Annotated in this window: 18 protein-coding genes; 6 read left to right on the forward strand and 12 right to left on the reverse strand. The window is 69.8% G+C overall.

Annotated features, from left to right (window positions below):
- Positions 1–44: 44 nt before the first annotated feature.
- On the reverse strand, positions 45–476 hold the full coding sequence (locus tag ACIP63_RS15200; protein ID WP_393754319.1) for a DUF2000 family protein: 432 nt from the start codon (positions 474–476) through the stop codon (positions 45–47).
- A gap of 89 nt (positions 477–565) precedes the next feature.
- On the opposite strand from ACIP63_RS15200, the gene ACIP63_RS15205 reads away from it, so the two are divergent.
- Complete coding sequence (locus ACIP63_RS15205) at positions 566–1,369, forward strand: AraC family transcriptional regulator (RefSeq protein ID WP_401515494.1); 804 nt, start codon at positions 566–568, stop codon at positions 1,367–1,369.
- On the opposite strand, the gene ACIP63_RS15210 is transcribed toward ACIP63_RS15205, so the two are convergent.
- The 6 genes from ACIP63_RS15210 to ACIP63_RS15235 all read right to left on the reverse strand — a co-directional run bounded on the left by ACIP63_RS15210 (position 1,363) and on the right by ACIP63_RS15235 (position 4,870).
- Positions 1,363–1,875 (reverse strand): DUF664 domain-containing protein, encoded by a 513-nt coding sequence (locus ACIP63_RS15210; RefSeq protein WP_401515497.1) that lies wholly within the window; start codon positions 1,873–1,875, stop codon positions 1,363–1,365. The genes ACIP63_RS15205 and ACIP63_RS15210 overlap by 7 nt on opposite strands.
- Positions 1,876–1,927: 52 nt before the next feature.
- Entirely contained in the window at positions 1,928–2,200 is a 273-nt protein-coding gene (locus ACIP63_RS15215) for a hypothetical protein (protein ID WP_401515499.1), read from the reverse strand.
- Positions 2,201–2,208: 8 nt separating this feature from the next.
- Positions 2,209–2,877: a TNT domain-containing protein gene (locus tag ACIP63_RS15220; RefSeq protein ID WP_401515501.1), complete on the reverse strand. Its 669-nt coding sequence runs from the start codon at positions 2,875–2,877 to the stop codon at positions 2,209–2,211.
- A gap of 125 nt (positions 2,878–3,002) precedes the next feature.
- Positions 3,003–3,440: a nuclear transport factor 2 family protein gene (locus ACIP63_RS15225; protein WP_401515503.1), complete on the reverse strand. Its 438-nt coding sequence runs from the start codon at positions 3,438–3,440 to the stop codon at positions 3,003–3,005.
- A 110-nt stretch (positions 3,441–3,550) separates the two neighbouring features.
- Positions 3,551–4,264 carry a DUF4230 domain-containing protein gene (locus tag ACIP63_RS15230; RefSeq protein ID WP_401515506.1) on the reverse strand — a complete coding sequence of 238 codons (714 nt, stop codon included), beginning with the start codon at positions 4,262–4,264 and terminating at the stop codon, positions 3,551–3,553.
- A gap of 90 nt (positions 4,265–4,354) precedes the next feature.
- Positions 4,355–4,870 (reverse strand): DinB family protein, encoded by a 516-nt coding sequence (locus ACIP63_RS15235; protein ID WP_401515508.1) that lies wholly within the window; start codon positions 4,868–4,870, stop codon positions 4,355–4,357.
- 170 nt (positions 4,871–5,040) lie between these two features.
- Between ACIP63_RS15235 and ACIP63_RS15240 the strand changes: the two genes are divergently transcribed.
- Positions 5,041–6,312: a 4-hydroxybenzoate 3-monooxygenase gene (locus ACIP63_RS15240; RefSeq protein WP_401515511.1), complete on the forward strand. Its 1,272-nt coding sequence runs from the start codon at positions 5,041–5,043 to the stop codon at positions 6,310–6,312.
- A 118-nt stretch (positions 6,313–6,430) separates the two neighbouring features.
- On the opposite strand, the gene ACIP63_RS15245 is transcribed toward ACIP63_RS15240, so the two are convergent.
- Positions 6,431–9,268, reverse strand: a complete 2,838-nt coding sequence (locus ACIP63_RS15245; protein ID WP_401515513.1) for a glycoside hydrolase family 48 protein — start codon at positions 9,266–9,268, stop codon at positions 6,431–6,433.
- Positions 9,269–10,140: 872 nt separating this feature from the next.
- Between ACIP63_RS15245 and ACIP63_RS15250 the strand changes: the two genes are divergently transcribed.
- Positions 10,141–11,889: a glycoside hydrolase family 6 protein gene (locus ACIP63_RS15250; RefSeq protein WP_401515515.1), complete on the forward strand. Its 1,749-nt coding sequence runs from the start codon at positions 10,141–10,143 to the stop codon at positions 11,887–11,889.
- Here the strand turns inward: ACIP63_RS15250 and ACIP63_RS15255 are convergent.
- Entirely contained in the window at positions 11,886–12,701 is an 816-nt protein-coding gene (locus ACIP63_RS15255) for a VanZ family protein (protein WP_401515518.1), read from the reverse strand. The two genes, ACIP63_RS15250 and ACIP63_RS15255, sit on opposite strands and share 4 nt — an antisense overlap.
- 60 nt (positions 12,702–12,761) lie before the next feature.
- Here ACIP63_RS15255 and ACIP63_RS15260 point away from each other — a divergent pair, with 60 nt between their 5' ends.
- The gene (locus ACIP63_RS15260) at positions 12,762–13,262 is read left to right on the forward strand and encodes a tetratricopeptide repeat protein (protein WP_401515520.1); all 501 of its coding nucleotides are present in this window, start codon (positions 12,762–12,764) and stop codon (positions 13,260–13,262) included.
- Between the two features lie 307 nt (positions 13,263–13,569).
- On the opposite strand, the gene rpmG is transcribed toward ACIP63_RS15260, so the two are convergent.
- Entirely contained in the window at positions 13,570–13,734 is a 165-nt protein-coding gene (gene rpmG / locus ACIP63_RS15265; RefSeq protein ID WP_401515523.1) for a 50S ribosomal protein L33, read from the reverse strand.
- Between the two features lie 522 nt (positions 13,735–14,256).
- On the opposite strand from rpmG, the gene ACIP63_RS15270 reads away from it, so the two are divergent.
- Complete coding sequence (locus ACIP63_RS15270; RefSeq protein WP_401515525.1) at positions 14,257–15,678, forward strand: PP2C family protein-serine/threonine phosphatase; 1,422 nt, start codon at positions 14,257–14,259, stop codon at positions 15,676–15,678.
- 55 nt (positions 15,679–15,733) lie between these two features.
- On the opposite strand, the gene ACIP63_RS15275 is transcribed toward ACIP63_RS15270, so the two are convergent.
- Complete coding sequence (locus ACIP63_RS15275) at positions 15,734–17,230, reverse strand: hypothetical protein (RefSeq protein WP_401515527.1); 1,497 nt, start codon at positions 17,228–17,230, stop codon at positions 15,734–15,736.
- A 228-nt stretch (positions 17,231–17,458) separates the two neighbouring features.
- Between ACIP63_RS15275 and ACIP63_RS15280 the strand changes: the two genes are divergently transcribed.
- Positions 17,459–18,595, forward strand: coding sequence for an aminoglycoside phosphotransferase family protein (locus ACIP63_RS15280; protein ID WP_393754351.1), 1,137 nt, complete (start codon positions 17,459–17,461; stop codon positions 18,593–18,595).
- 101 nt (positions 18,596–18,696) lie between these two features.
- Here ACIP63_RS15280 and ACIP63_RS15285 read toward each other — a convergent pair whose 3' ends face one another.
- On the reverse strand, positions 18,697–20,028 hold the full coding sequence (locus ACIP63_RS15285; protein ID WP_401515529.1) for an N-acetylmuramoyl-L-alanine amidase: 1,332 nt from the start codon (positions 20,026–20,028) through the stop codon (positions 18,697–18,699).
- Between the last annotated feature and the right edge of the window lie 173 nt (positions 20,029–20,201).

Here is a 20,201-nt window from a genome sequence, read left to right on the forward strand (position 1 = left end):
CGGGTGTGTCCGTGAGTATCCGACCGGTGACGCCCGGGCGCCGGTCAGGGGTGCATGGAGGCACCCTTGAGGATCTTGTCGACGGCGTTGCGCGGGCCGTACACGGCCAGACCCACCAGGTCCATCGCATCCCTGCGCACCGCCCGGACGGCTGCCCTGTTGGCCTCGTCATGGCCGGTCGCGAAGAGATCGGAAGTGAACACGGCAAGGGTCACACCCCTGCTGACCGCCTTGGTGTGCGCGGTCGTCAGGAGCTCCTTGGACCCGGCGAACACGAGAACGGGCTGCCGGAACATGGGCAGGTAGGAGGTGTCGTCGGCGTCGGCGTACGGTTCGCCGATCACCTCGGGTACCTGTGTGCCGAGGCCGCTCACCAGGAAGGCGGTGACGTTGAGGCGCTGCCAGGTCTCGAGGTCGTCGCGGAGCAGCACGGCGATCTTGGTGTCGAAGCGTACGGGGGCGTTTTCGTCGGTCATGCCAGGAGTCTGCCGAGCTTCGCAGGCGGGCGTCTTGTACGAAGTTTGCACGTCGCCGGGGTTCCGGCACGCTCTTGTACGCTTCGTACATGGGTGCACGTCCGGAGATCACCGCGTGGCGTCCGCGCGTCGAGGGGATCGACGAGGTCTTCCACGCGCACTTCGCCGACCACGCCTATCCCATGCACACGCACGACGCGTGGACGCTGCTCATCGTCGACGAGGGAATGGTCCGCTACGACCTGGACCGCCATGAACACGGAGCGCCCAGCTCCGTGGTGACGCTGCTGCCTCCGCACGTGCCGCACAACGGCGACGCGGCGACCCCTGGAGGGTTCCGCAAGCGTGTCCTGTACCTGAACACCGCACAGATCGACCCGGATCTCGTCGGGCGCGCGGTCGACCGGCCCGTGCTGCGGGATCCACGGCTGCGCCTCCGTGTCGATCAGCTGCACCGGACGCTCGAGCGCCCCGGGGACGAGCTGGAGGCCCAGAGCCGGCTCGCACTGGTCTCCGAACGTCTCGCGGGGCACCTGCGCGACGAGCCCGTCGCCCCACAGGTGCCCGACAGCCGGATCGCGTACGCCCTCCGGGATCTGCTCGACCAGCACTTCGTGGAAGGGCTGACGCTCCGCGCGGCCGCGGAGCGTCTGCATGCCCACCACACCCACCTGGTCCGTGCCTTCAGCAGGGAGTTCGGCATGGCGCCTCACCAGTACCTGACGGGGCGTCGCGTCGATCTGGCCCGCCGCCTGCTGCTCGGTGGGATGCGCCCGCCGGAGGTCGCGGCCTCGGTCGGCTTCTACGACCAGGCCCACTTCTCCCGGCACTTCAAGCGTGTGGTCGGCACGAGTCCGGGGCACTACGCGCGCACCGGTGCCGCGTCCTACTGACGGCGTTCCAGCGCACCACGGACGAACGCGGCCTGCCCGGCGTGCTGCAGATCGTCGGCGATGACGCTGATCAGCCGCACGCCGAGGGTCACCGGCGGCGACCAGGCGTCGTCCACGACGCGGTCCAGGGCCCGGCCGTCGAGTCCCCGGACGAAGCCGAGAGTCTGCTCGTTCACGGCGTCGAAGTAGCCGAGGAGGAGGTCGCCCGACGCCACCGTCACGGAGCCCACCTGCGCGCTGCTGTGGCCGTAGCCGGTCGAGCCCTCCTCCAGGGGCAGTTCGAAGCGGGACGCCCAGCCCTTCGCGAACCAGACCTGCTCGGTGCCCGCCGCGTCTGCGACGTGGTCGTCCTGGACGCGGGTCAGGTGCCACACGAGCCAGGCGATGGAGTTCGCGTCGTCGTCGAGCCTGGCGTTGAGGTCCTCGGGCGGGAGGCCCTCGACTGCGGCGTGCACCGCTTCATGGATGCGTTCGAACGCATCGGCGAGAATGCCTGCACTGTTCATACGACCACCATGGCCGCTCGACGGACGGGGCCCCGACTTCGACACGCGGCCGTCACGTTCGGGGGCGCCCTGCCGGTCCGCCGCTCCCCTGTCGAACAAGCAGACGCAGGAGGTGCGCGCAGGCGGCCGCCTCGTCCGGGTGCCGGGCGATCACCTCGTAGGTGCCGCGCTCGTACGCGCCGGTCTCCCACACCCCGTCGGGCGCCTTCCTCAGGAACAGGAAGTCCGGGGGTGTGGGGGCCGGTTCGTGAACGCCCTCGATCCGGTAGTAGCCGTCGTCCACGCCCGCGGCGTGGAGGGCGGCGCGCAGTTCCTGGCGTTTCACGGTGGGTACTACGCGCCGACGGGGGTGAGGTAGGCGTGGTCCAGCAGCCACTTCACATTGAGGCGCTGACCCGCGCCCGGGTCGAGGAAGACGGCGTCGAGCTTGATCTGCTGGCCTCCGCCGGGCTGCTCGAACCACGGTGCGATGCTGCCCTGCCAGACCCAGAACGGCTTGGCCACCTTGTAGACGCGGTAGTCACACGGGGCCGCGGCGTCACGGGTGTTGAGGTTCTGCGGAGGCAGGGCGCGCTCCTTGTAGGCGTCTCCGGCCGGTGCGAGGTAGGCGCCGTACTCCGATCCGAAGCGGTCCAGGCGCTGGCCGGTGCGCAGCTTGGCGGGCTCCTTGTCGACCTCACCGTTGACTTCGGCGAAGCCGTCGTTGGGCGGATACTTCCAGCCGCCCGTGTCCGCCGGCCCCTCCCAGTACTTGTTCAGGAAGGCGGAGGGAGACAGGCCCCCCGTGCGCTTGTACCCCTTGAGCAGGGGGCCGACGGGTGCCTGCTTGGTGGAGGGGAGCCACTGGGGTCCCAGCCGCGCGTCCCCGAGGAACTCGCCGGTGCAGGGATCGTGGGCGACTGCCGCGGTGCGGTTCTCGTGCGGGGCGGCGTGGGCGGCGGGAGCGGCCACCAGGCCGGCGGCGATGCCGACTGCGGCAAGTGCGGTGCGGATACGGTTCATTCGGGGTCCCCTCGGATGACGATGAATGCTCGTCGAGCTCACGTAGGGTAACCGAACGACTCCGCACCGGCGTTGCGCCATGCCGTTCGGTGCCCGGCCGTGGGATCCGGCCGGGCACCGTCTCCTCAGCCGGCCGCCCCGTCCGGCACGAGACCGTCGGCGGCGAGCCCCTGCAGGACGGCCGCGCCCAGCGCCTGGACCGCGGACATCGGGCGGACCATCACGGTGAACTCGTTGATCCGGCCGTCCTCACCGAACTGGAGGAGGTCGATCCCGTGGATCTCCTTGCCGTCCACCTTCGCCCTGAACAGCAGGATCTCCGCCGACTCCTGGTCGCCCTCCGCGCTGGTGGAGGCCTCGCCCTCGAAGTGCCCGACGTAGCGGAAGTCCTCGAACGTGCGCAGGAGAACGCCGAAGAGCCCGAGCACCATCGGCCTGCCCTCGAAGGGCGTGAATTTCACCGGGCTGAAGAGGCGTACGTCCTCGGTGAACAGCTCTTCGAGTGCCGCGTGGTCCCCCTTCTCGACGGCTGCCCTGAAGCGTTCCGTGGTTTCGGCGGTCATGGTCATCACTCCCCGGCTCCTGACGGTCGATGAGGCGACCGTTCGTTCAGGCGAGTGTGGCGCAGGGCCGCCCCACCGGTGCGGGCGGGGCGGCCGGGACGGCGAGGAGGTCAGCCGCGCGGGTCGGCGAAGCGGACGGTGACCTTCTCGAATCCGAGCGAACCGAGCAGTCCCTGGAGCATCGAGGTGGTGTTCTTCTCGGCCCGCTTCGTGAGGCCGCTCTCCTCGGCCGCCTCCCCGATGTGCCGCGCGGCCAGCTTGTTGACCGCCTGCTCGCTGCCGGGGTTGTCGGAGAAGAGGTCGCCGAGCCGGTCGAGGAGTCCGCGCTGCTTGGACACGGCGTAGGAGCGGTCCGGGTCCAGGGCGGGCTTGCCCAGCACCGCGTGGGGCAGGACGAGTTCGGCCGTGGTGCGGTCCTCGTTGACAGTCACCCCGTCGGCCCCGACCTTGCCGAGGTCGACGGACGCTCCGACGGTGCCCGCGCCGACGTACAGCGTCCGGGTGCCCCGGATGGCGTCGGGCAGGAACTTCGCGTCCTTCTCCAGGTCGACGACGACCTGGAAGTTGCCTGAGGCCGCCTCGTACGCGCTCATGTCCTGGATCGACTTGAGCACCGCGGGACCGGAGCGGTCGGTGGTCTCCTCGCCGAAGAGACTGCCGAACCCCGGCAGCAGGCTGAGCCGGGAACCCAGGAACAGCAGGACCAGCGCCACGGCGCACACACCCGCGAACGGCAGGCATCCTCGTGTGCGGGCGCGGCGGCGCGGCGTGCCACTGTGGGCGGGGTCTCCGGCGCTGTCTGTCCTTACGTCAGTGGACGTCATTCCTTCCGTGTGACCCCGTCCGGCAATTTCAGTCCGCCCGGGCGGCCGATTACGCCAGATCCTGTACGGGCGGCGGGGTCCCGGGCGGCCTCAGGCCCCCGTGGTGCCGTCCAGCCGTTCCCTCAGCAGGTCGGCGTGGCCGATGTGGCGCGCGTACTCGGCGATCATGTGCACGTACACCGTGCGCAGGGAGTAGACCGAGCCGCGCCGGGTGAAGGTGGTGTCGAGCGGCGCGTCCGCCGCCGCCTCGTCGGCGAGGCGCATCTCCTCGACGAGACGGGCGTAGTCGTCGGGGGCACGGTCCGGCGAGAGGTCCTCGAAGTCGGCGTCCTTGCCCTTCTCGGTGTCGTACATCGAGGGAAGAGCCAGCCCCGCGAGGCCCTCGCGGAACCATATGCGTTCCACCTTGGCCATGTGCCGGACGAGGCCGAGCAGGGTGAGGTTGGACGGCTCGACCGTCTGCTCGGCGAGCTGGCTGCCCGTCAGGCCGGAGCATTTCTGCAGCAGTGTGCTGCGGTAGAACGCGAGGAAGGCGGTCAGTGTCTCGCGCTCGCCGCCTGTGAGCGGACCGATGGTGCGCGTAGCTTCAGGAGCTGTCCAAGTCATCGCATGATCATGCCTCCCACGGGCAGGTTCGCGCGAGGCCCTGACCGGGCGGCCCTCCGATCCGTGCGTGGACCGGTATTCGTCGCACGGATTCACCTCATCCAGAGAATCGATTTCCGGGATCCCCGGAAACGGGCCAGGCTGGTCCCGTCACGGCAGGAGGATTCTTCATGACGATGTCGTCGTCACCGGCTCCGCCCGACGACACCGACGCTCTGCACCCACGCGAAAGGACCCTCCCTGTGGACACCGCCATACCCCTCCCCCGCCGCACCCGTGTCGGGATCGTCGGGGCGGGCCCCGCCGGCCTGCTCCTGGCCCGGCTGCTGAACGGGAACGGCATCGACTGCGTCGTCCTGGAGAGCCGGGACCGCGCGTACGCCGAGCACCGCCAGCGCGCCGGGATCCTGGAGCAGAGCACCGTCGACGCGCTGCGAGCGAGCGGTGCGGGCGAGCGTCTGGACCGGGAGGGCATCGCGCACGACGGGGTCGAGCTGCGCTTCGACGGGCGCTCGCACCGGGTGGACTTCCCGTCGTTGACGGGTGGCAGCCGGGTGTGGGTGTACGCGCAGACCGAGGTCGTCAAGGACCTGATCGCGCTCCAGCTGGCCGACGGAGCGCCGTTGCTGTTCGAGGCGGAGGCCCTCTCGGTGGAGGGGGTGGACACGGCCCGGCCGGTGATCCACTACCGGCACGACGGCCGTGTGCGGACTCTGGAGTGCGACTACGTCGTCGGGTGCGACGGCTTCCACGGCGTGACCCGGCGGTCGGTCCCACAGGGCGTGCTGACGTCGTACGAACGGACGTATCCGTACGCGTGGCTGGGCATTCTGGCGGACGCGCCCCCGGTGTACGACGAGTTGATCTACGCGCACTCCTCACGTGGCTTCGCGCTGGCCAGCATGCGCTCACCGGAGGTGAGCAGGCTCTACCTCCAGGTCCCGGGGGGCGAGGACCCGGCCGCCTGGCCCGACGAGCGGATCTGGGACGAGCTCGACGTCCGGCTGGCCTCGGCGGGCAGCAGGAAGCTGGAGCGCGGACCCATCACGGCCAGGTCGGTGCTGCCGATGCGCAGCCAGGTGACAGAGCCGATGAGCCACGGTCGTGTCTTCCTCGCCGGGGACGCCGCGCACATCGTGCCCCCCACGGGCGCGAAGGGGCTGAACCTCGCGGCCGCCGACGTCGTCGTGCTCGCCCGCGCGTTCGAGCACCTCGAGCGCGAGGGATCCTCCGAACTGCTCGACGCGTACTCGGACACCTGTCTGCGCAGGGTATGGCGTGCCGAGCACTTCTCGTACTTCATGACGACGACGCTGCACGCGCATCCGGACGGGAGCCCGTTCGACAACCGTCTCCAGCTGTCGCAGCTGCACCGGATCGCGGACTCCCGCCACGCGGCCGCGGAGTTCGCCGAGAACTACACCGGCGCCTTCTCCGGGTGACCCCGGGCCGGAGCGAGACGGTCCCAGCTGCCGCCGGTCCTCGTGGCGGTCGGTCCCGTGCCGGGGATCCCGTCCCCCGGCTGCGCCGGCGGCCGGGATCCCCGGGTACTGCGGTCACTCACTCCAGGAGGTCGGCATACGCCCCCAGAGCCAGTGCGACGTCGGTCTGCGCCCAGAACCGGTGGTAGGTGAAGACCGGTGCGGTCCCGCCGTCCAGATAGGCCTGCACCTTGGGCCAGTTCGGGTCGTCCTTGTAGAACGACCGGATGGAGAGGAACGTCGAGTCGTTGTCGACGGTGTCCCCGTTGGGCATCGCGCCCGTCCAGCCGTTCGGGACGTGGACCGGGTCGTCGAACCGGTTGTAGTCGGCCCGGGTCTCGGGAACGGCGATCCCGGCGTCGTCCTGGTAGTGGCTCCACATGCCGTCGAGCAGGCCCTCGGCCGTGGCCTTCGCCTCGGCGTCACCGGACTTGGCGGCGTAGTAGGTCAGTGTCCTGGCGTAGGCACCGGCCACCCCGACGTCGTTCGTGTAGTCGGCGACCGTGACGTGGAGCCCGGAGTTCGCGCCGGGGCTCGACGCGTTCCAGGTGTCGGGCGCGCCCGACCACTTGAGGGTGGAGGGCATGAGATAGGTGCCGTCCGGGTTGATGGTCGTCTCGGACAGGGCCCAGTCGACCCACTTGTCGAGTACGGCCTTCGCCTGCGCGTCACCCGACTCGTGGTAGTACTCGGCGACGCGCTCCATCGACCATGCCTGGAAGCCGAACCACTGGTTGGACGGCGGGTCGTGGTAGACGGGCTTCTCGTCGTAGAACATGCCGTGGAAGGTCGGCGTCCCGGCCGGCGGCTGGGCGTAACTGCCCTTCCAGCTGTTGGTCGCGCCGCCCGCGATCGCCCCCTCGTCGGACTGGAGCCACTGGTAGAAGTCCATCTGACGGTCCAGGCTCTTGGCCCAGTCCTGCTGGCCCGTGGCCGACTTGGGCTTGAGGTCGGCGACGGAGCTCAGCGCGTAGGCAGCCATCGGGTTCTGGTAGCCGCCGTGTGCGTGACTGGATCCGATCCGCCAGGACCAGCCCGCAGAGGTGTCGGTGGCACCGCCCCAGGCGTAGTACCAGGACATCAGGTAGTGCGCGCTGTCCTTGCCGCTGCCGGCGGGGCAGGTGGTCGGGCCGACGCAGTTGCCGACCTTCTTGAAGTACTTGTCGAACATGGAGTAGCGGAGGTAGTCGCCCATCTTCGCCGCCTTGGCGACGGTCGCGGAGACCTCACCCGACTTGCCCTGCTCCTTCGCCCACGTGTCCGCCCAGTACGCGGCCTGTACGGCACGGGCGTCCGCGTCCGGAGCGTTGGTGAACTTCCACTGCTTGGCGTAGGAGGCGTCCCCGGTGAACAGGTCCAGGTAGCCGTTGTCCCCACCATAGGTGAAGTTGTCGCAGGTGGGGTGGGTGACGGTCTCCCAGACCGACTCCTGCGGTCCCCGCTGGAAGGTGTTGATGTACGACGGCCCGGTCTCGGTGGGACCGGCCGAGCACGTACCGGGCGAGTTGCCGTAGCCGTAGACGTTGTCGACGTCCTGGATCCAGTGCATGCCGTAGATGTCGTCGGTGCCGTACGCGCTCTTCAGCTCGGCCGCGATCGGGTCCGAGCCGGAGGCGGCCGATCCGTCGAGGACGGCCGGGTACTCGTTCGGGGTGTCGTGCTCGGGCGCGTAGGTGGCGGGCTTCGACGCGTTGTAGAAGGAGTTCGTGGGCTGGTCGGCGTGCGTGGGGATCATGTACTTCTCCATGGTGTCCCACGCACCGTTGAACTTCGTCCAGTCCCCGGTGAGCTTCCCGTACATCGCCTGGAGCCAGATCAGATAGCTGTACGCCTCCGACGTCGTCTCGTGTCCGTGGTCGGGAGCCTCCACGATCAGTGTCTCGACGGAGTGGTAGGGGATGCCCTCCGAGGAGAAGTAGCCGTTCGCGGGATCGGTGATCTTTCCGTACAGGTCGAGGAAGCGGGCGTCGTACTCCTTCGCCTCCGCGAGCTGGGTGACGGTGACCTCGGACTTGGCGTGGCCGGGGGCCGTCACGGTGAAGGTCGCGGCTCCCGTGCCGGATCCATCGGCCGAGACGGTCACCTTCTGAGGCGTGGACCAGTTCGACGGGGTGAAGGTGAGGCTCGCGCCACCGGTGACACTCAGACCGGTGTTGCCGGCGCTCCGCGCCACGGTGGCGGTGACGGACGAGGCGGGGGCGGTGGACAGCGAGACCTCGAAGGTCCCCGACTTCCCCTGCTGTACGCCCAGTTGGGCGGGCGTGGCGACGACGGCCGGGCCCGCTGCGACGGTGATGCCGGCCGGGGTCGATTCCGCGGAGGCGCCGAGGCTGTCGTACGCCCTGGCGTACACGGAGTGGCCGCCGGCGGAGAGCCCTTCGGCGTTGTACGTGTAGGGGGAGGTCGTGTCCGTGCCGAGCAGCGTGGTGTTGTCGTAGAACTCGACCTTGCTGATCCCCGCGCCGTCGGCGGCCGCGGCCGTCGCGGCCAGGGGGACAGTGTCTCCGGCGGAGAAGACGGCGCCGGCCGCCGGGCTGGTGAGGACCGCGATCGGCGGCTGATGGGCCCCGACACATGCCGTGCCGTTGACGGAGAAGGTGGACGGCGCGGTGTTGGTGCCGGTGTAGCTGAACTGCGCGCCGGTCGTGGCGGCGCCCCCGGCGGCTATCGTGCCGTTCCAGCTCGCGTTCTTGACGGTGACCGTTTTGCCGGACTGGGACCAGGTGCCGTTCCAGCCGTTGGTGAGCTTCTGGCTGCCTGCGTAGTCGTAGCTCAGGGTCCAGCCGTCGAGCGCGGTGGAGCTCCTGTTGGTGACGGTGATTTCGGTACTGAAGCCCGAACCCCAGTCATTGGTCTTGTAGTCGACGCTGCATTGGACGGCGGCGGCCTGGGCCGGCGTGCCGGCTGCGGCGGTCATCCCCACAGGGAGGGCCAGCGCGGCCACCAATGCTGTCCACAACCGTCGGTTTCCGGCTCCGGTTCTGCGTGGTCTTCCGGGTAACCAGGTTCTTCGTGCGCGTCCCGTTGGCATGCGCAGTACCTCCTCGCGGCTCGGCGACATGGGGGGTGTGCGGGGCTGAGCACAAGCCTTGAACCAGTGGGAGCGCTCCCAGCATGGGGACGAGGAAAAAGAGAGTCAAGAGACTTGAAGAGTCGAATTATTTCGATACCAAGAGATGAGAACGGGTGTGTTGACCGACACCACTTGACGCTCTAACGTCAAGCCACACCAGTGGGAGCGGTTCCACCAGTCGACGTGCCGTAGGGGGCACGCCCGATCTGCAAGGAGTCGCTCATGCTTCACCCCCCGCACGTGTCGCACCTGTTCAGGCTGCTCCCCGGAGCAGTGCTCGGCGTGGCCGGAAGCGCCCTCCCGGCCACGGCCACGGCTTCCGGATCCGCCCTCGTACGCACGGTGGAGAACAGCACCGCGCAGCATCGGGCCGGCGGTTTCCGGGGACCGGGCATCACGGCCGGCAACGGCCTGAACGCGACTCACGCGAACGGTGCGGGCTCCGCAACGGGCTTCCTGGCCCCAGCTCGCACCGGTCGGCCGACGTCCCCCTCGCCGTAGGCGAGTTCGGCCGGAACACTGCCTCCACCGGCTCGTCGGGCCGGGTCGCGCAGGGTTCGCCGACCAGAACCTCTCCTCCCGGACGGACCTGGCACCACCTGGCACCGCTTCAGGTCCCGTCCTTGATCAGCGACTACGACGGTACCCCCATCCCGTACGGAATCGGGCTGCGTGATCACCTGCGCGCCCTCGACAGCTGAGGAAACGGAATTCGTATGAGCCGCACGAGCCGCACCACCCTGCGCCGATCCCGAACGGCGCTCATAGCCGCAGGAGCACTCGTCGCCGCAGCCGCAGGATCCGCCGCCGCGGTGGCACCCTTCGGAACCTCCGCCGCGGCGACGGCAGGCTGCTCCGTCGATTACAAGATCCAGAATCAGTGGAACGGGGGCCTCACCGCCTCGGTGACCGTCAAGAACCTGGGCGACGCCGTGGCCGGCTGGCAGCTGCAGTGGTCGTTCGCCGGCGGTGAGAAGGTCAGCCAGGGCTGGAACGCCACCGTCTCGCAGAGCGGCACCGCCGTCACCGCGAAGGACGCCGGCTACAACGCCGCACTGGCCACCGGGGCTTCCGCCACCTTCGGCTTCAACGCGACGGCGAGCGGCAACAGCGCCGTGCCCGCGACGTTCAAACTGAACGGCGTCACCTGTGACGGAGGCACCACAGGTCCGACCGACCCGCCGGACCCGACCGACCCGCCCACCGACCCCACCGACCGGGTCAACAACCCCTACGAGGGCGCCAAGGTCTACGTCAACCCGGAGTGGTCGGCCAACGCCGCCGCCGAGCCGGGCGGAAGCCGGATCTCCGACCAGCCGACGGGTGTCTGGCTCGACCGCATCGCCGCCATCGAGGGCGCCAACGGCGGAATGGGCCTGCGTGACCACCTGGACGAGGCTCTCACCCAGAAGGGCTCCGGCGAACTCGTCGTCCAGCTCGTGATCTACAACCTGCCCGGACGTGACTGCGCGGCCCTCGCTTCCAACGGTGAGCTCGGCCCGACCGAGATCGGCCGCTACAAGACCGAGTACATCGACCCGATCGCGGCCATCCTCGGCGACGCGAAGTACGCGGGCCTGCGCATCGTCACCACCGTCGAGATCGACTCGCTGCCCAACCTCGTCACCAACACCGGCAGCCGGGCCACCGCCACCCCGGCCTGCGACGTGATGAAGGCCAACGGCAACTACCAGAAGGGCGTCGGCTACGCGCTCAACAAGCTCGGTGACGCGCCGAACGTCTACAACTACATCGACGCGGGGCACCACGGCTGGATCGGCTGGGACGACAACTTCGGCCCGTCCGCCGACCTCTTCAAGGAGGCGGCGACGACCGAGGGCGCGACCGTCAACGACGTGCACGGCTTCATCACCAACACGGCCAACTACGGTGCGACGACGGAGGAGAACTTCTCCATCGACGACTCCGTCAACGGCACGTCCGTACGTCAGTCGAAGTGGGTCGACTGGAACCGCTACACGGACGAGCAGTCCTTCGCCCAGGCCTTCCGAAACGAACTGGTCTCGGTCGGCTTCAACTCCGGCATCGGCATGCTGATCGACACCTCACGCAACGGCTGGGGCGGCGCGGACCGGCCGACCGGACCGGGCGCGAGCACCAGCGTCGACACCTATGTGGACGGCGGCCGGTACGACCGTCGCATCCACCTGGGGAACTGGTGCAACCAGTCCGGAGCCGGTCTCGGCGAACGGCCGCAGGCGGCGCCCGCCGCGGGCATCGACGCGTACGTCTGGATGAAGCCCCCGGGGGAGTCGGACGGCTCCAGCAAGGAGATCCCGAACGACGAGGGCAAGGGCTTCGACCGGATGTGCGACCCGACCTACACGGGTAACGTCCGCAACGGCAACAACCCGTCCGGGGCGCTGCCCGACGCGCCGGTCTCCGGCAAGTGGTTCTCCGCCCAGTTCCAGGAGCTCATGAAGAACGCCTACCCGGCGCTCTAGGCTCCGCGCCGGCGGGCTCCGGGCGCTCCCCCGCCCGGGCCCTCCCGCCGACCGCGCCACCTGTCGAGCAGAGCGCGTCCGCGAGCCACCGGCGCGGACGCGCTCCGCCGTGCGCCGGAACCGCACGGGGGGCCGCCCACGGCCTTCGCCTTGGTCCCGGACGTCGAAGGGGCGCCGGGCTTGGCCTTGGCCTTGACCTTGGCACCAGACTTCGTCCTGCTGTCGTTCTTCGACGCCGCGCCAGGCTTCGCCCCGCTCCTGGCGGCCGGCCCCGTGCCGCCCGGTGTGCGCGGTCCGGGCTTCCCGTCGTCCACCACGGCCGGCTCGTCCGCGAGCGCGTGGTAGCGGTGGCTGATGCGTCGCCCCACGAGCGCGTATCCCAGCAGCGCGCCGGCCGTGTTGAGGATCACGTCGTCGATGTCGAAGGCCCGCCCCGCCACGAGCGCGCCCTGCGCGAGCTCGACGACCGCCATGACCAGCACGGTGAGCACGGTCATCCGGATCATCCGGAGCCGACGCGGCACCAGAATCGGCAGCAGCACGCCGAACGGAGCGCCCAGCAGCAGGTTTCCGCCCGCCTGTTTGCACGCTGCGAGAAACGTGTAGTCCTCCGCGTACTGCCGCAGGGAGCGCCCCGGCTTCAGATTGGACGTCACGATGCCCTCCGAGGCGGGCGACGGTGTGAGCGTCACCTTCGCCAGGACCACGGAGAACGCGACAAGGGCCACGAACGCCGCCGCCAGCACCGCCGCGCGCAGCAGTAGATTCCCCACGCCTCTGCGTCGTGCACTACGATCCGCCTCTGCTGTCATGGCGGAACGGATGCCCCCAACCCCGTCGGCCACACCCCGGGTGGGTGCGACCATGTGCGCATGAGCGCACAGAAGAAGGACGAACTGCTGGCGGAAGCCGTTCGGCTGCGGGAAGAAGGCCATCCCGAACAGGCCAGGGAACGCCTCCTCTCCCTCACGGCCTCGTTCCCCGACGCGGCGGACGTCGCCTATCAGACCGCCTGGGTCCACGATGTCCTCGGCCTGGAGGCGGAGGCCGTCCCGTACTACGAGCGGAGTCTGCAGGGCGACGGCCTCACCGAAGACGAACGCCGGGGTGCGCTGCTAGGTCTGGGCAGCACCTATCGCGTCCTGGGCAGGTTCGGTCAGGCCGTCGAGACGCTCCGGCGCGGTGTGTCGGAATTCCCGGAGGACGGGGCACTGAGGGCCTTTCTGTCCATGGCCCTGTTCAACACCGGCGAGCACCACGAGGCCATGCAGCTCCTGCTGCGGCTGCTGGCGTCGACGAGCGACAGCCCGGGTGTGCAGCGGTACCGGCCTGCCATCGAGCACTACGCGGCGGATCTCACGCAGACCATGTGAACACGGGCCCGTGTGGGTGGGGCCTCCGAGCGGGACCGGAGAGCCCCGGCGGCTTGCATCGCGCGGCTCGCAGATGGGGCGGCCCAAGGAGAAGCCCCGGCCGGATCGGGGGAATCCAGCCGGGGCGGCTTGTGTGCGGAGGTGAGGGCGGACTGCCGTCCGGCGGTTTTCGGCCGCTCACCCCGACGCATAGATGAACGATAAACCACCACCCGGTGTTCCCGTGAATCCGCCCCCGCCGTGTGATCCACACCACGACCTCGCAGGCCGCGGGCCCACGGCTACCGGAAGGTGCCGCAGCCGATCGTCAGCGGGCCTCACGGAACGTGACATGACGCCCGGCAGCAGGGTCGAACTTCCGCAGTTCGAGCCGGTCGGGGTCGTTGCGCCTGCTCTTCCGCGTCACATAGGTGTGGCCGGTTCCGGCCGTGGACCGGAGCAGGACGACGGGCCTGTTCTCACTGCGCGCCATGAGGCCTCCAGACAGGGTTTCCGACCTCACTCCCCGGGGTGGGAATGAGTGTCGTTTTCGTTTCTGGTTCACACAACACGAACGCGTGCGCCACCATTCCCCCGCCGGACGCCCCCGGACAGCGGGCCGCCGAGCCCCCCACACCTGGATCTCGAACGTACGGCCGACATACATCCGACCAGGCTCTCGAACCTTCCAGCGACCCCGCGCCGGCACCGGCGGCACGAGCCGTTGATCCTCGGCTCGCGCGACTCCGCGTATGCCCAGATCCCGGCCGGTGCGAGCCGCGCGGGTCGCACGCGCGGGCGTACGCCGAGCGGCTCACGCCCGGCGACTTGCGTCAACTCCCCGCCAGGGGCAAGGGTGTTCGGCGGACCCTCGCTCCACCCAGCCGATGGCATATGCCGGAAGCAAGAACGTATCGAGTGTTGCCAAACCCCTTACGGGGCCCCGCGCCCTGTGCAACAGTCGTCTTCGGTCCACCCCCACGAACCGGCCGTACCGCCTGTATCGGAGTACCAGATGCCGTCCCATCTGTTTGCGGACCGCTCCGCCCCACAGCCGCCCGAGCGGGACACCGTCGATGCCCTCATCAACCGGGCCCGGATGCTGCGCGGCGACATGGACGCGGTCCGGCGCGACACCTCCGTGATCGACGACGACGATCCCCAGCAGCGCTGGCAGCGGGCGCTCTGCGACCTGGCCGTCCATCAGCTCGACGACCTCGGCGAGCATCTGGGACAGCTGAGGGACGGCATCCCCGGTGTCACGGCCGCGGAGCCCGCGGGAGAGCCCCCCTCCGCGCCGGCCGGACCGCCGACCGGTTCGCTCCTCAGCAGGGTGGGCAGCGCCGAGTGGAACCTGCTCACGGACGAGGTCAGCTGGTCCGCCGAGCTGTACCAGATCTTCGGCAGGGACCCGGGGGCAGGAGGGCTGTCGCTGGACGAGCTGCCGTCGGTGCTGCTGGCGGAGGACCAGCCTCTCCTGACGTCGATGGTGACCGACTGCCTGGTGGACGGGCGGCCGATAGACGGCGAGTTCCGGATCCTGCTGCCCGGCGGTGGAATGCGCACGCTGCACATGATGGGCGAACCCGTTCTCGACGCGGACGGCTGCACGGCCTCCATGTGGGCGGTCCTGCGCGATGTCAGCAAGTTGCGGCGCAGCCAGCACATCGTGGGCCGGACACGGGACACACTGCGGCGGCAGGAACAGCTGGCCCGGGCCGAACACCGGATGGCGGTGGAACTCCAGGAGGCCGTGCTTCCGCCGTGGCGCGGCTCGCTGCCGATATCCGGTCGGGGCGCAAGCGGCCTGGACATCGCCGCGCACTACCTGCCCTCGGGGTCGAGCGACCTCATCGGCGGCGACTGGTACGACGCGCTGCCGCTCCCGGACGGCAGGACCCTGCTCACCGTCGGCGACCTCACCGGCCACGGGATCCCGGCCACCTCGGCCATGGCGATGCTGCTCGGCGGGCTGCGCGGCATGGCCGTGGCGGGCATCGGCCCCGGACCGGTCATGGGCCACCTCAACCAGCTGATCGAGTGCTCGGCGCAGCCCGCCCTGGGCAGCGCCGTGTGCTGCCGCTTCGACCCGGCGACCGGCACGCTCGTCTGGGCACAGGCAGGGCACCCCGCGCCGCTGCTGTTCCGCGACGGAGTGGGGCGTCCTCTGCCGGCGCCTGACGGAGTGCTCCTCGGGGCGGCATCCGGAGTCAGCTACGAGCAGGACGAGGTGGACCTGCTCCCGGACGATGTGCTCGTACTGCACACCGGCGGGCTGACCGACCGGAGCGCCGGCCCGGACATGCTTCTGGGGCTGGCGCCTCGGTTCGCGCAGGCCCGCACCGCACAGGACTGCGTACGAGCCGTGGTCGAGGAGCTCGGATCTGCCGAACGGCTCGACGACGCCTGCGTGTTGGTGGCCCGCGTCGAGGCATGAGCGAGCCCCGTCCGGCCTGCGGAAGGTCCGGTGCGCTCATCGACGGCTGCCCGGATCAGATCTGGGAGCCCTTGGCCTTCTTCCCGGCTCCGCTCGAGGGCAGGGCGAGCTCGATCTCCTCGCGCAGGTCCTCGATCTTGGCGTAACCCGCGAACTGGCCGGTGAGCCGGTACATCTCGCGCAGCCGGTCCCAGGTCCGGTGCGAGGACGTCTCCCCCATCGACACCAGGGCCAGCCGTGCGTAGCGATCGGCCTGCTCGGGGTCGTCGGCGATGAAGCACGCCGAGGCGAGTGAGATGTAGTCGAAGATCTTGGACCGCTGGCGGCCGTTCATCCGCAGATCGAGTGCCTGCTTGGCGTGGCGCTGGGCGGTGGAGGCCGCCCCCGGGTCGTGCTCGGCCAGCGTACGGAAAGCGAGTGCCTGCATCCCGTGCATGTCCGCCTCGTCGAACATCTGCATCCAGCTCGGCGGCGGCACATCGCCCTTGTCCGAGACGAAGAGCTCCTCCGCCTCGCCGAGGGTGCGCCGCATCGCCTGCCCGCGCCCCATCGACGCCTGTGCCCAGGCCTCGATGGTGTGCAGCATGGCCCGTGTACGCGGCAGGGTCTCCTCCCCGGAACCGGACTTGGCGAGCTTCATCAGGTCCAGGGCGTCGTCGGGCCTGCCCAGATGGACCATCTGGCGGGCGGCACGCGAGAGCGCCTCGCCCGCGCGGGGACGGTCGCCGCCCTCGCGCGCCGCGTGGGCGGCGATCACGAAGTACTTCTGGGCGGTGGGTTCGAGGCCGACGTCGTGGGACATCCAGCCGGCGAGGACCGCGAGGTTGGCGGCGACGCCCCAGAGACGGCGCTGCAGATGCTCGGGGTGTTTGTAGGCGAGCATGCCGCCCACTTCGTTGAGCTGGCCCACGACGGCCTTGCGCTGGAGCCCGCCACCTCTGGAGGCGTCCCAGGCCCGGAACACCTCGACCGAGCGCTCGAGCGCCTCGATCTCCTCGGACCCGATGGGCGCGGCCTCGTACAGGTCGAAGCCGGCGTTGTCGGCGTACAGAGGGTCGTTGAGCCGGGAGGCCCGGGCCGCCGGAGCGGGATCTGTATGCAGCCAGTCGTACATGGCGCTGGTGAGAGCTGAGCCGGCGGCGAGCGCGGCGCCCGCGCCCACCAAGCCGCGTCGGTTGAGCATGAGGTCCATTCCCGTGAATTCGGTGAGGACCGCTGCCGTCCGTTCGGGCGCCCACGGCAAACCGTCGGGATTGTCTTCCGTCCCGGCTTTTCGCCGCTTCCCCACACGCCCGCGCCGGCCGAACCCGAGGTCCTCGATGGTCACGACACGGCCGAGCCGCTCGGTGAACAGAGCTGCCAGCACCTCCGGCACGGGATCGCGGGGGGACTCCCCCATGTCGATCCAGCGCCGCACCCGCGAGGTGTCGGTGGCGAGTTGGAGGTGGCCCATGGCCGCCGCCTGCCTGTTCACCATTCTCGCGAGTTCGCCCTTGGACCAGCCGGCCAGGCCGAACAGGTCGGAAAGACGGGTGTTGGGTTCTCCGGTCACGTCAAGCCCCCAGGTTCTCGGCTGACTTGACCCTACCCCCCGGCGGATGCCGGGCGAATATTCGCCAGGGTTCGCCAGGGGTCGCTAGATGTTGTGCCACCCGCGGGCCGGTGTCAGGTAGGAAAGCGCCACCCCGCCCGGCAGCCCTAGGTACTCCCCAGGGTGCCGAACGGCCGCCGGCCGGGGCGGCGCACGTAACTTGTCGGCGCACGAAGGGATCTGTCGCCCATGTACACAGCATCGTCCTCCGTGTCCGCCCCGCCCCGGCCGCTCCGTCCCTCGGGAGCGGGCGGCGGGCCGTATCTCGACCCCCGCGCCGCGTCACCGGCGTCCGGCACGGGTCGGACCCGGCGGACGGCGGGGCCGGGCTCCCAACCGCTCAGCGGAAGACTGGACCTGTCCGGTGCCCAGGGTGCGCAGCTGCGGATGGCCATCGCCTCCGTGCACCGCATCTGCCCGGAGTTCAATCCCGTGCAGGTGCTGCGCCGCAGCGGGCGCTCGGTCCTCATCGTGGGCACCACCGGCCGCGCGACCGCGGTGGCCAAGTGTTTACTCGATCACTCCCCCGCGTGGACGGAGCGGTTCCGGCACGAAATAGCGGCATACCGCGCCTTCGTCAGGCACCGCCCGCCGGTCAGGGCCCCGCGGCTCATCGCAGCCGATCCGGAGAACTGCACCCTGGTGATCGAGCGGATGCCCGGACGGGTCGCGGCGCTGACGAGGCACCCCGCGGAGGCGCCGCCGCGTGCGGATCTGCGGGCCGTACTCGGAGCCGTCAGCCGGATCAATGCCTGGAGGCCGCCGGCCGGGCTGTTCGACGCTCCGCTGGACTACGCCTCACGCATCGCCCGCTATCACGAGCTGGGGCTCTTCACCGATCGTGATCTGGGTGACCTGCAGAAGCTGCTTCACGGTCTGGCCCACGCGGGCGGCAGACAGGGCATGGGCCAGTTCTGTCACGGCGACGCCCTGCTCTCGAACATCCTGCTGCCGCCCACCGGCCCCGTGCTGGTCGACTGGGAGCACGCAGGCTGGTATCTGCCGGGATACGACCTGGCGACGCTCTGGGCCGTGCTCGGTGACGCACCGGCCTCGCGGCGCCAGATCAGCCAGCTGGCACAGGCGGCCGGAGCCGCCGCCCGTGACGCCTTCCTGGTGAACCTCATGATCGTGCTGACCCGGGAGATCCGTACGTACGAGACGGCTGTCCAGCGGGCCATGCGCGAAGGGGCGCCGGCCGGTGGCGGCCAGGCGCGGCAGGGCCTGCTGACCTCCGGCGAGGAGCAGAGGCTCCTGCTGCGCAGGCTGCACGACGACTGCGCGATGGCCCGGCGGGCCGTGCGCGCCGCTGTGGGAACACGCTGACCACGCCGGGTACACCGGCCTGACGGACGGGGGATGCGCGCTGCGGGACCGGTGCCGACACACGGGACCCGCAGCGCGCCGTTCGCTGCCTCAGCAGCCGCTCACGATCCGGCTCGCACCACATCGACGTCGGATGCCTTCACGAAGCCGATCCGGTGGCCGATCTGGACCGTCACGTACTTCTGGCCTCCGCGGAAGTACGTGTGGTCGTACGGCTTCGAGGCGTCGATCGTCGGCGCGTAGTAGTAGCCGGTGGGTGCCTCGCCCCCTCCGGGGAAGGCCTGCCCCGCCTTGATGGTGTAGACGAGCGGGCTGCCCACGGTCGGCTTGGGGAAGTCCGTGGGGTACTCCGCTTTCTCCGGATAGGCGACGCCGTACACCGGCACTTCCTCCTTGCCGGCCTTCGGCCGTACGACGCGGCCTGATGTGGGGGTGACGGTCCGGGTCCCGGCCGGGGTGCGGAACCACGCCTTCTCGCCGTACCACCAGATCGCCGTCCAGCCGGGCGTCTTGCCGGCTACGACGGCCTGCTGGGTGGCGCTGATCTTGCTGCCCCAGTCCGCCGCGCAGTTCGTCCCGGGCGAGCCGTCCGGGTGCAGCCCCGGGTCGGAGAAGAGCGGGGAGTCCGCGGAGGGTTCGGTGTGCAGTGGGACGGCGCTGCTGCCCTGACGGGGCAGGTCGACGCTCTTCTCGCAGTCGCGGAACTCCTGCTGGTTCTTGGTGAAGTCCGCGCTGACGGTGACCAGTTCACTGCTCCTGGGGGCGGTCGGTACGGTGGGCTTTCCGAGCAACGCCATGAAACGGTTCCAGTCCCAGTAGGGGCCCGGGTCCCAGTGCATGTTCCGGGTGCCCGCAGCGCTGGTGGGAGGCACGCCGTCGTGGCCGAGGATGTGCTGCCGGTCGAGCGGGATGCCGTACTCCGCCGCCAGGTGACGGACGAGCCGTGCGGTCGAACGGTACATCTCGGGGGTGTACCACTTGGCGCCCTCGGCCGCGACGCCCTCCTGCTCGATGCCGATGGAGTGGGAGTTGAGGTACCAGTTGCCAGCCTGCCAGGCGACGTCCTTGTTCTTCACCATCTGTGTGACATGACCGTCGGCAGAGCGCACGACGTAGTGGGCGGAGGTCTGGTTGGCCGGGTTCTGGAAGATCTTCAGGGTGGTGTCGTAGTCGACCTCGGTGTCGTGCAGGACGATGAACCGGATGGCGTTGCTGTCGGGCCGGTTCGCCGTGTCGTAGTTGCCGTAGGTCTCCTTGTCCGCCGGGTCACCGGTCTGCTGGTAGGCCGCGGGGACCCAGTCGCAGGCGAGCCCGCGCGGACAGTCAGGTCGTACGGTGTCCGCTCCTGCCGCGGCCGGAGAGAGGAGCGCCGCGCTCAGCGCCCCTGCCGTGGTCAGTGCGAGCGCGAGTCTGATCCTCTGCTTCGACGTCATGACAACCCTTCTTGGCCCGGTGGCAAAGCGGTTCCCGGGGGGATGCTCCCCGCGTTCATCGGTCGGCGCACACTCTGTGGCGGGAGGTGTTGGTGAGTCAAGAGTGCAGTGTGCCGCCGGTCATGGGTTTGTGTGACTATTTCGCGCTGTGCGTGCCCCGTATGGCCGAGGGG

The sequence above is a fragment of the Streptomyces sp. NPDC088746 genome (assembly GCF_044751065.1).
In the GTDB taxonomy this organism is placed as follows: domain Bacteria; phylum Actinomycetota; class Actinomycetes; order Streptomycetales; family Streptomycetaceae; genus Streptomyces.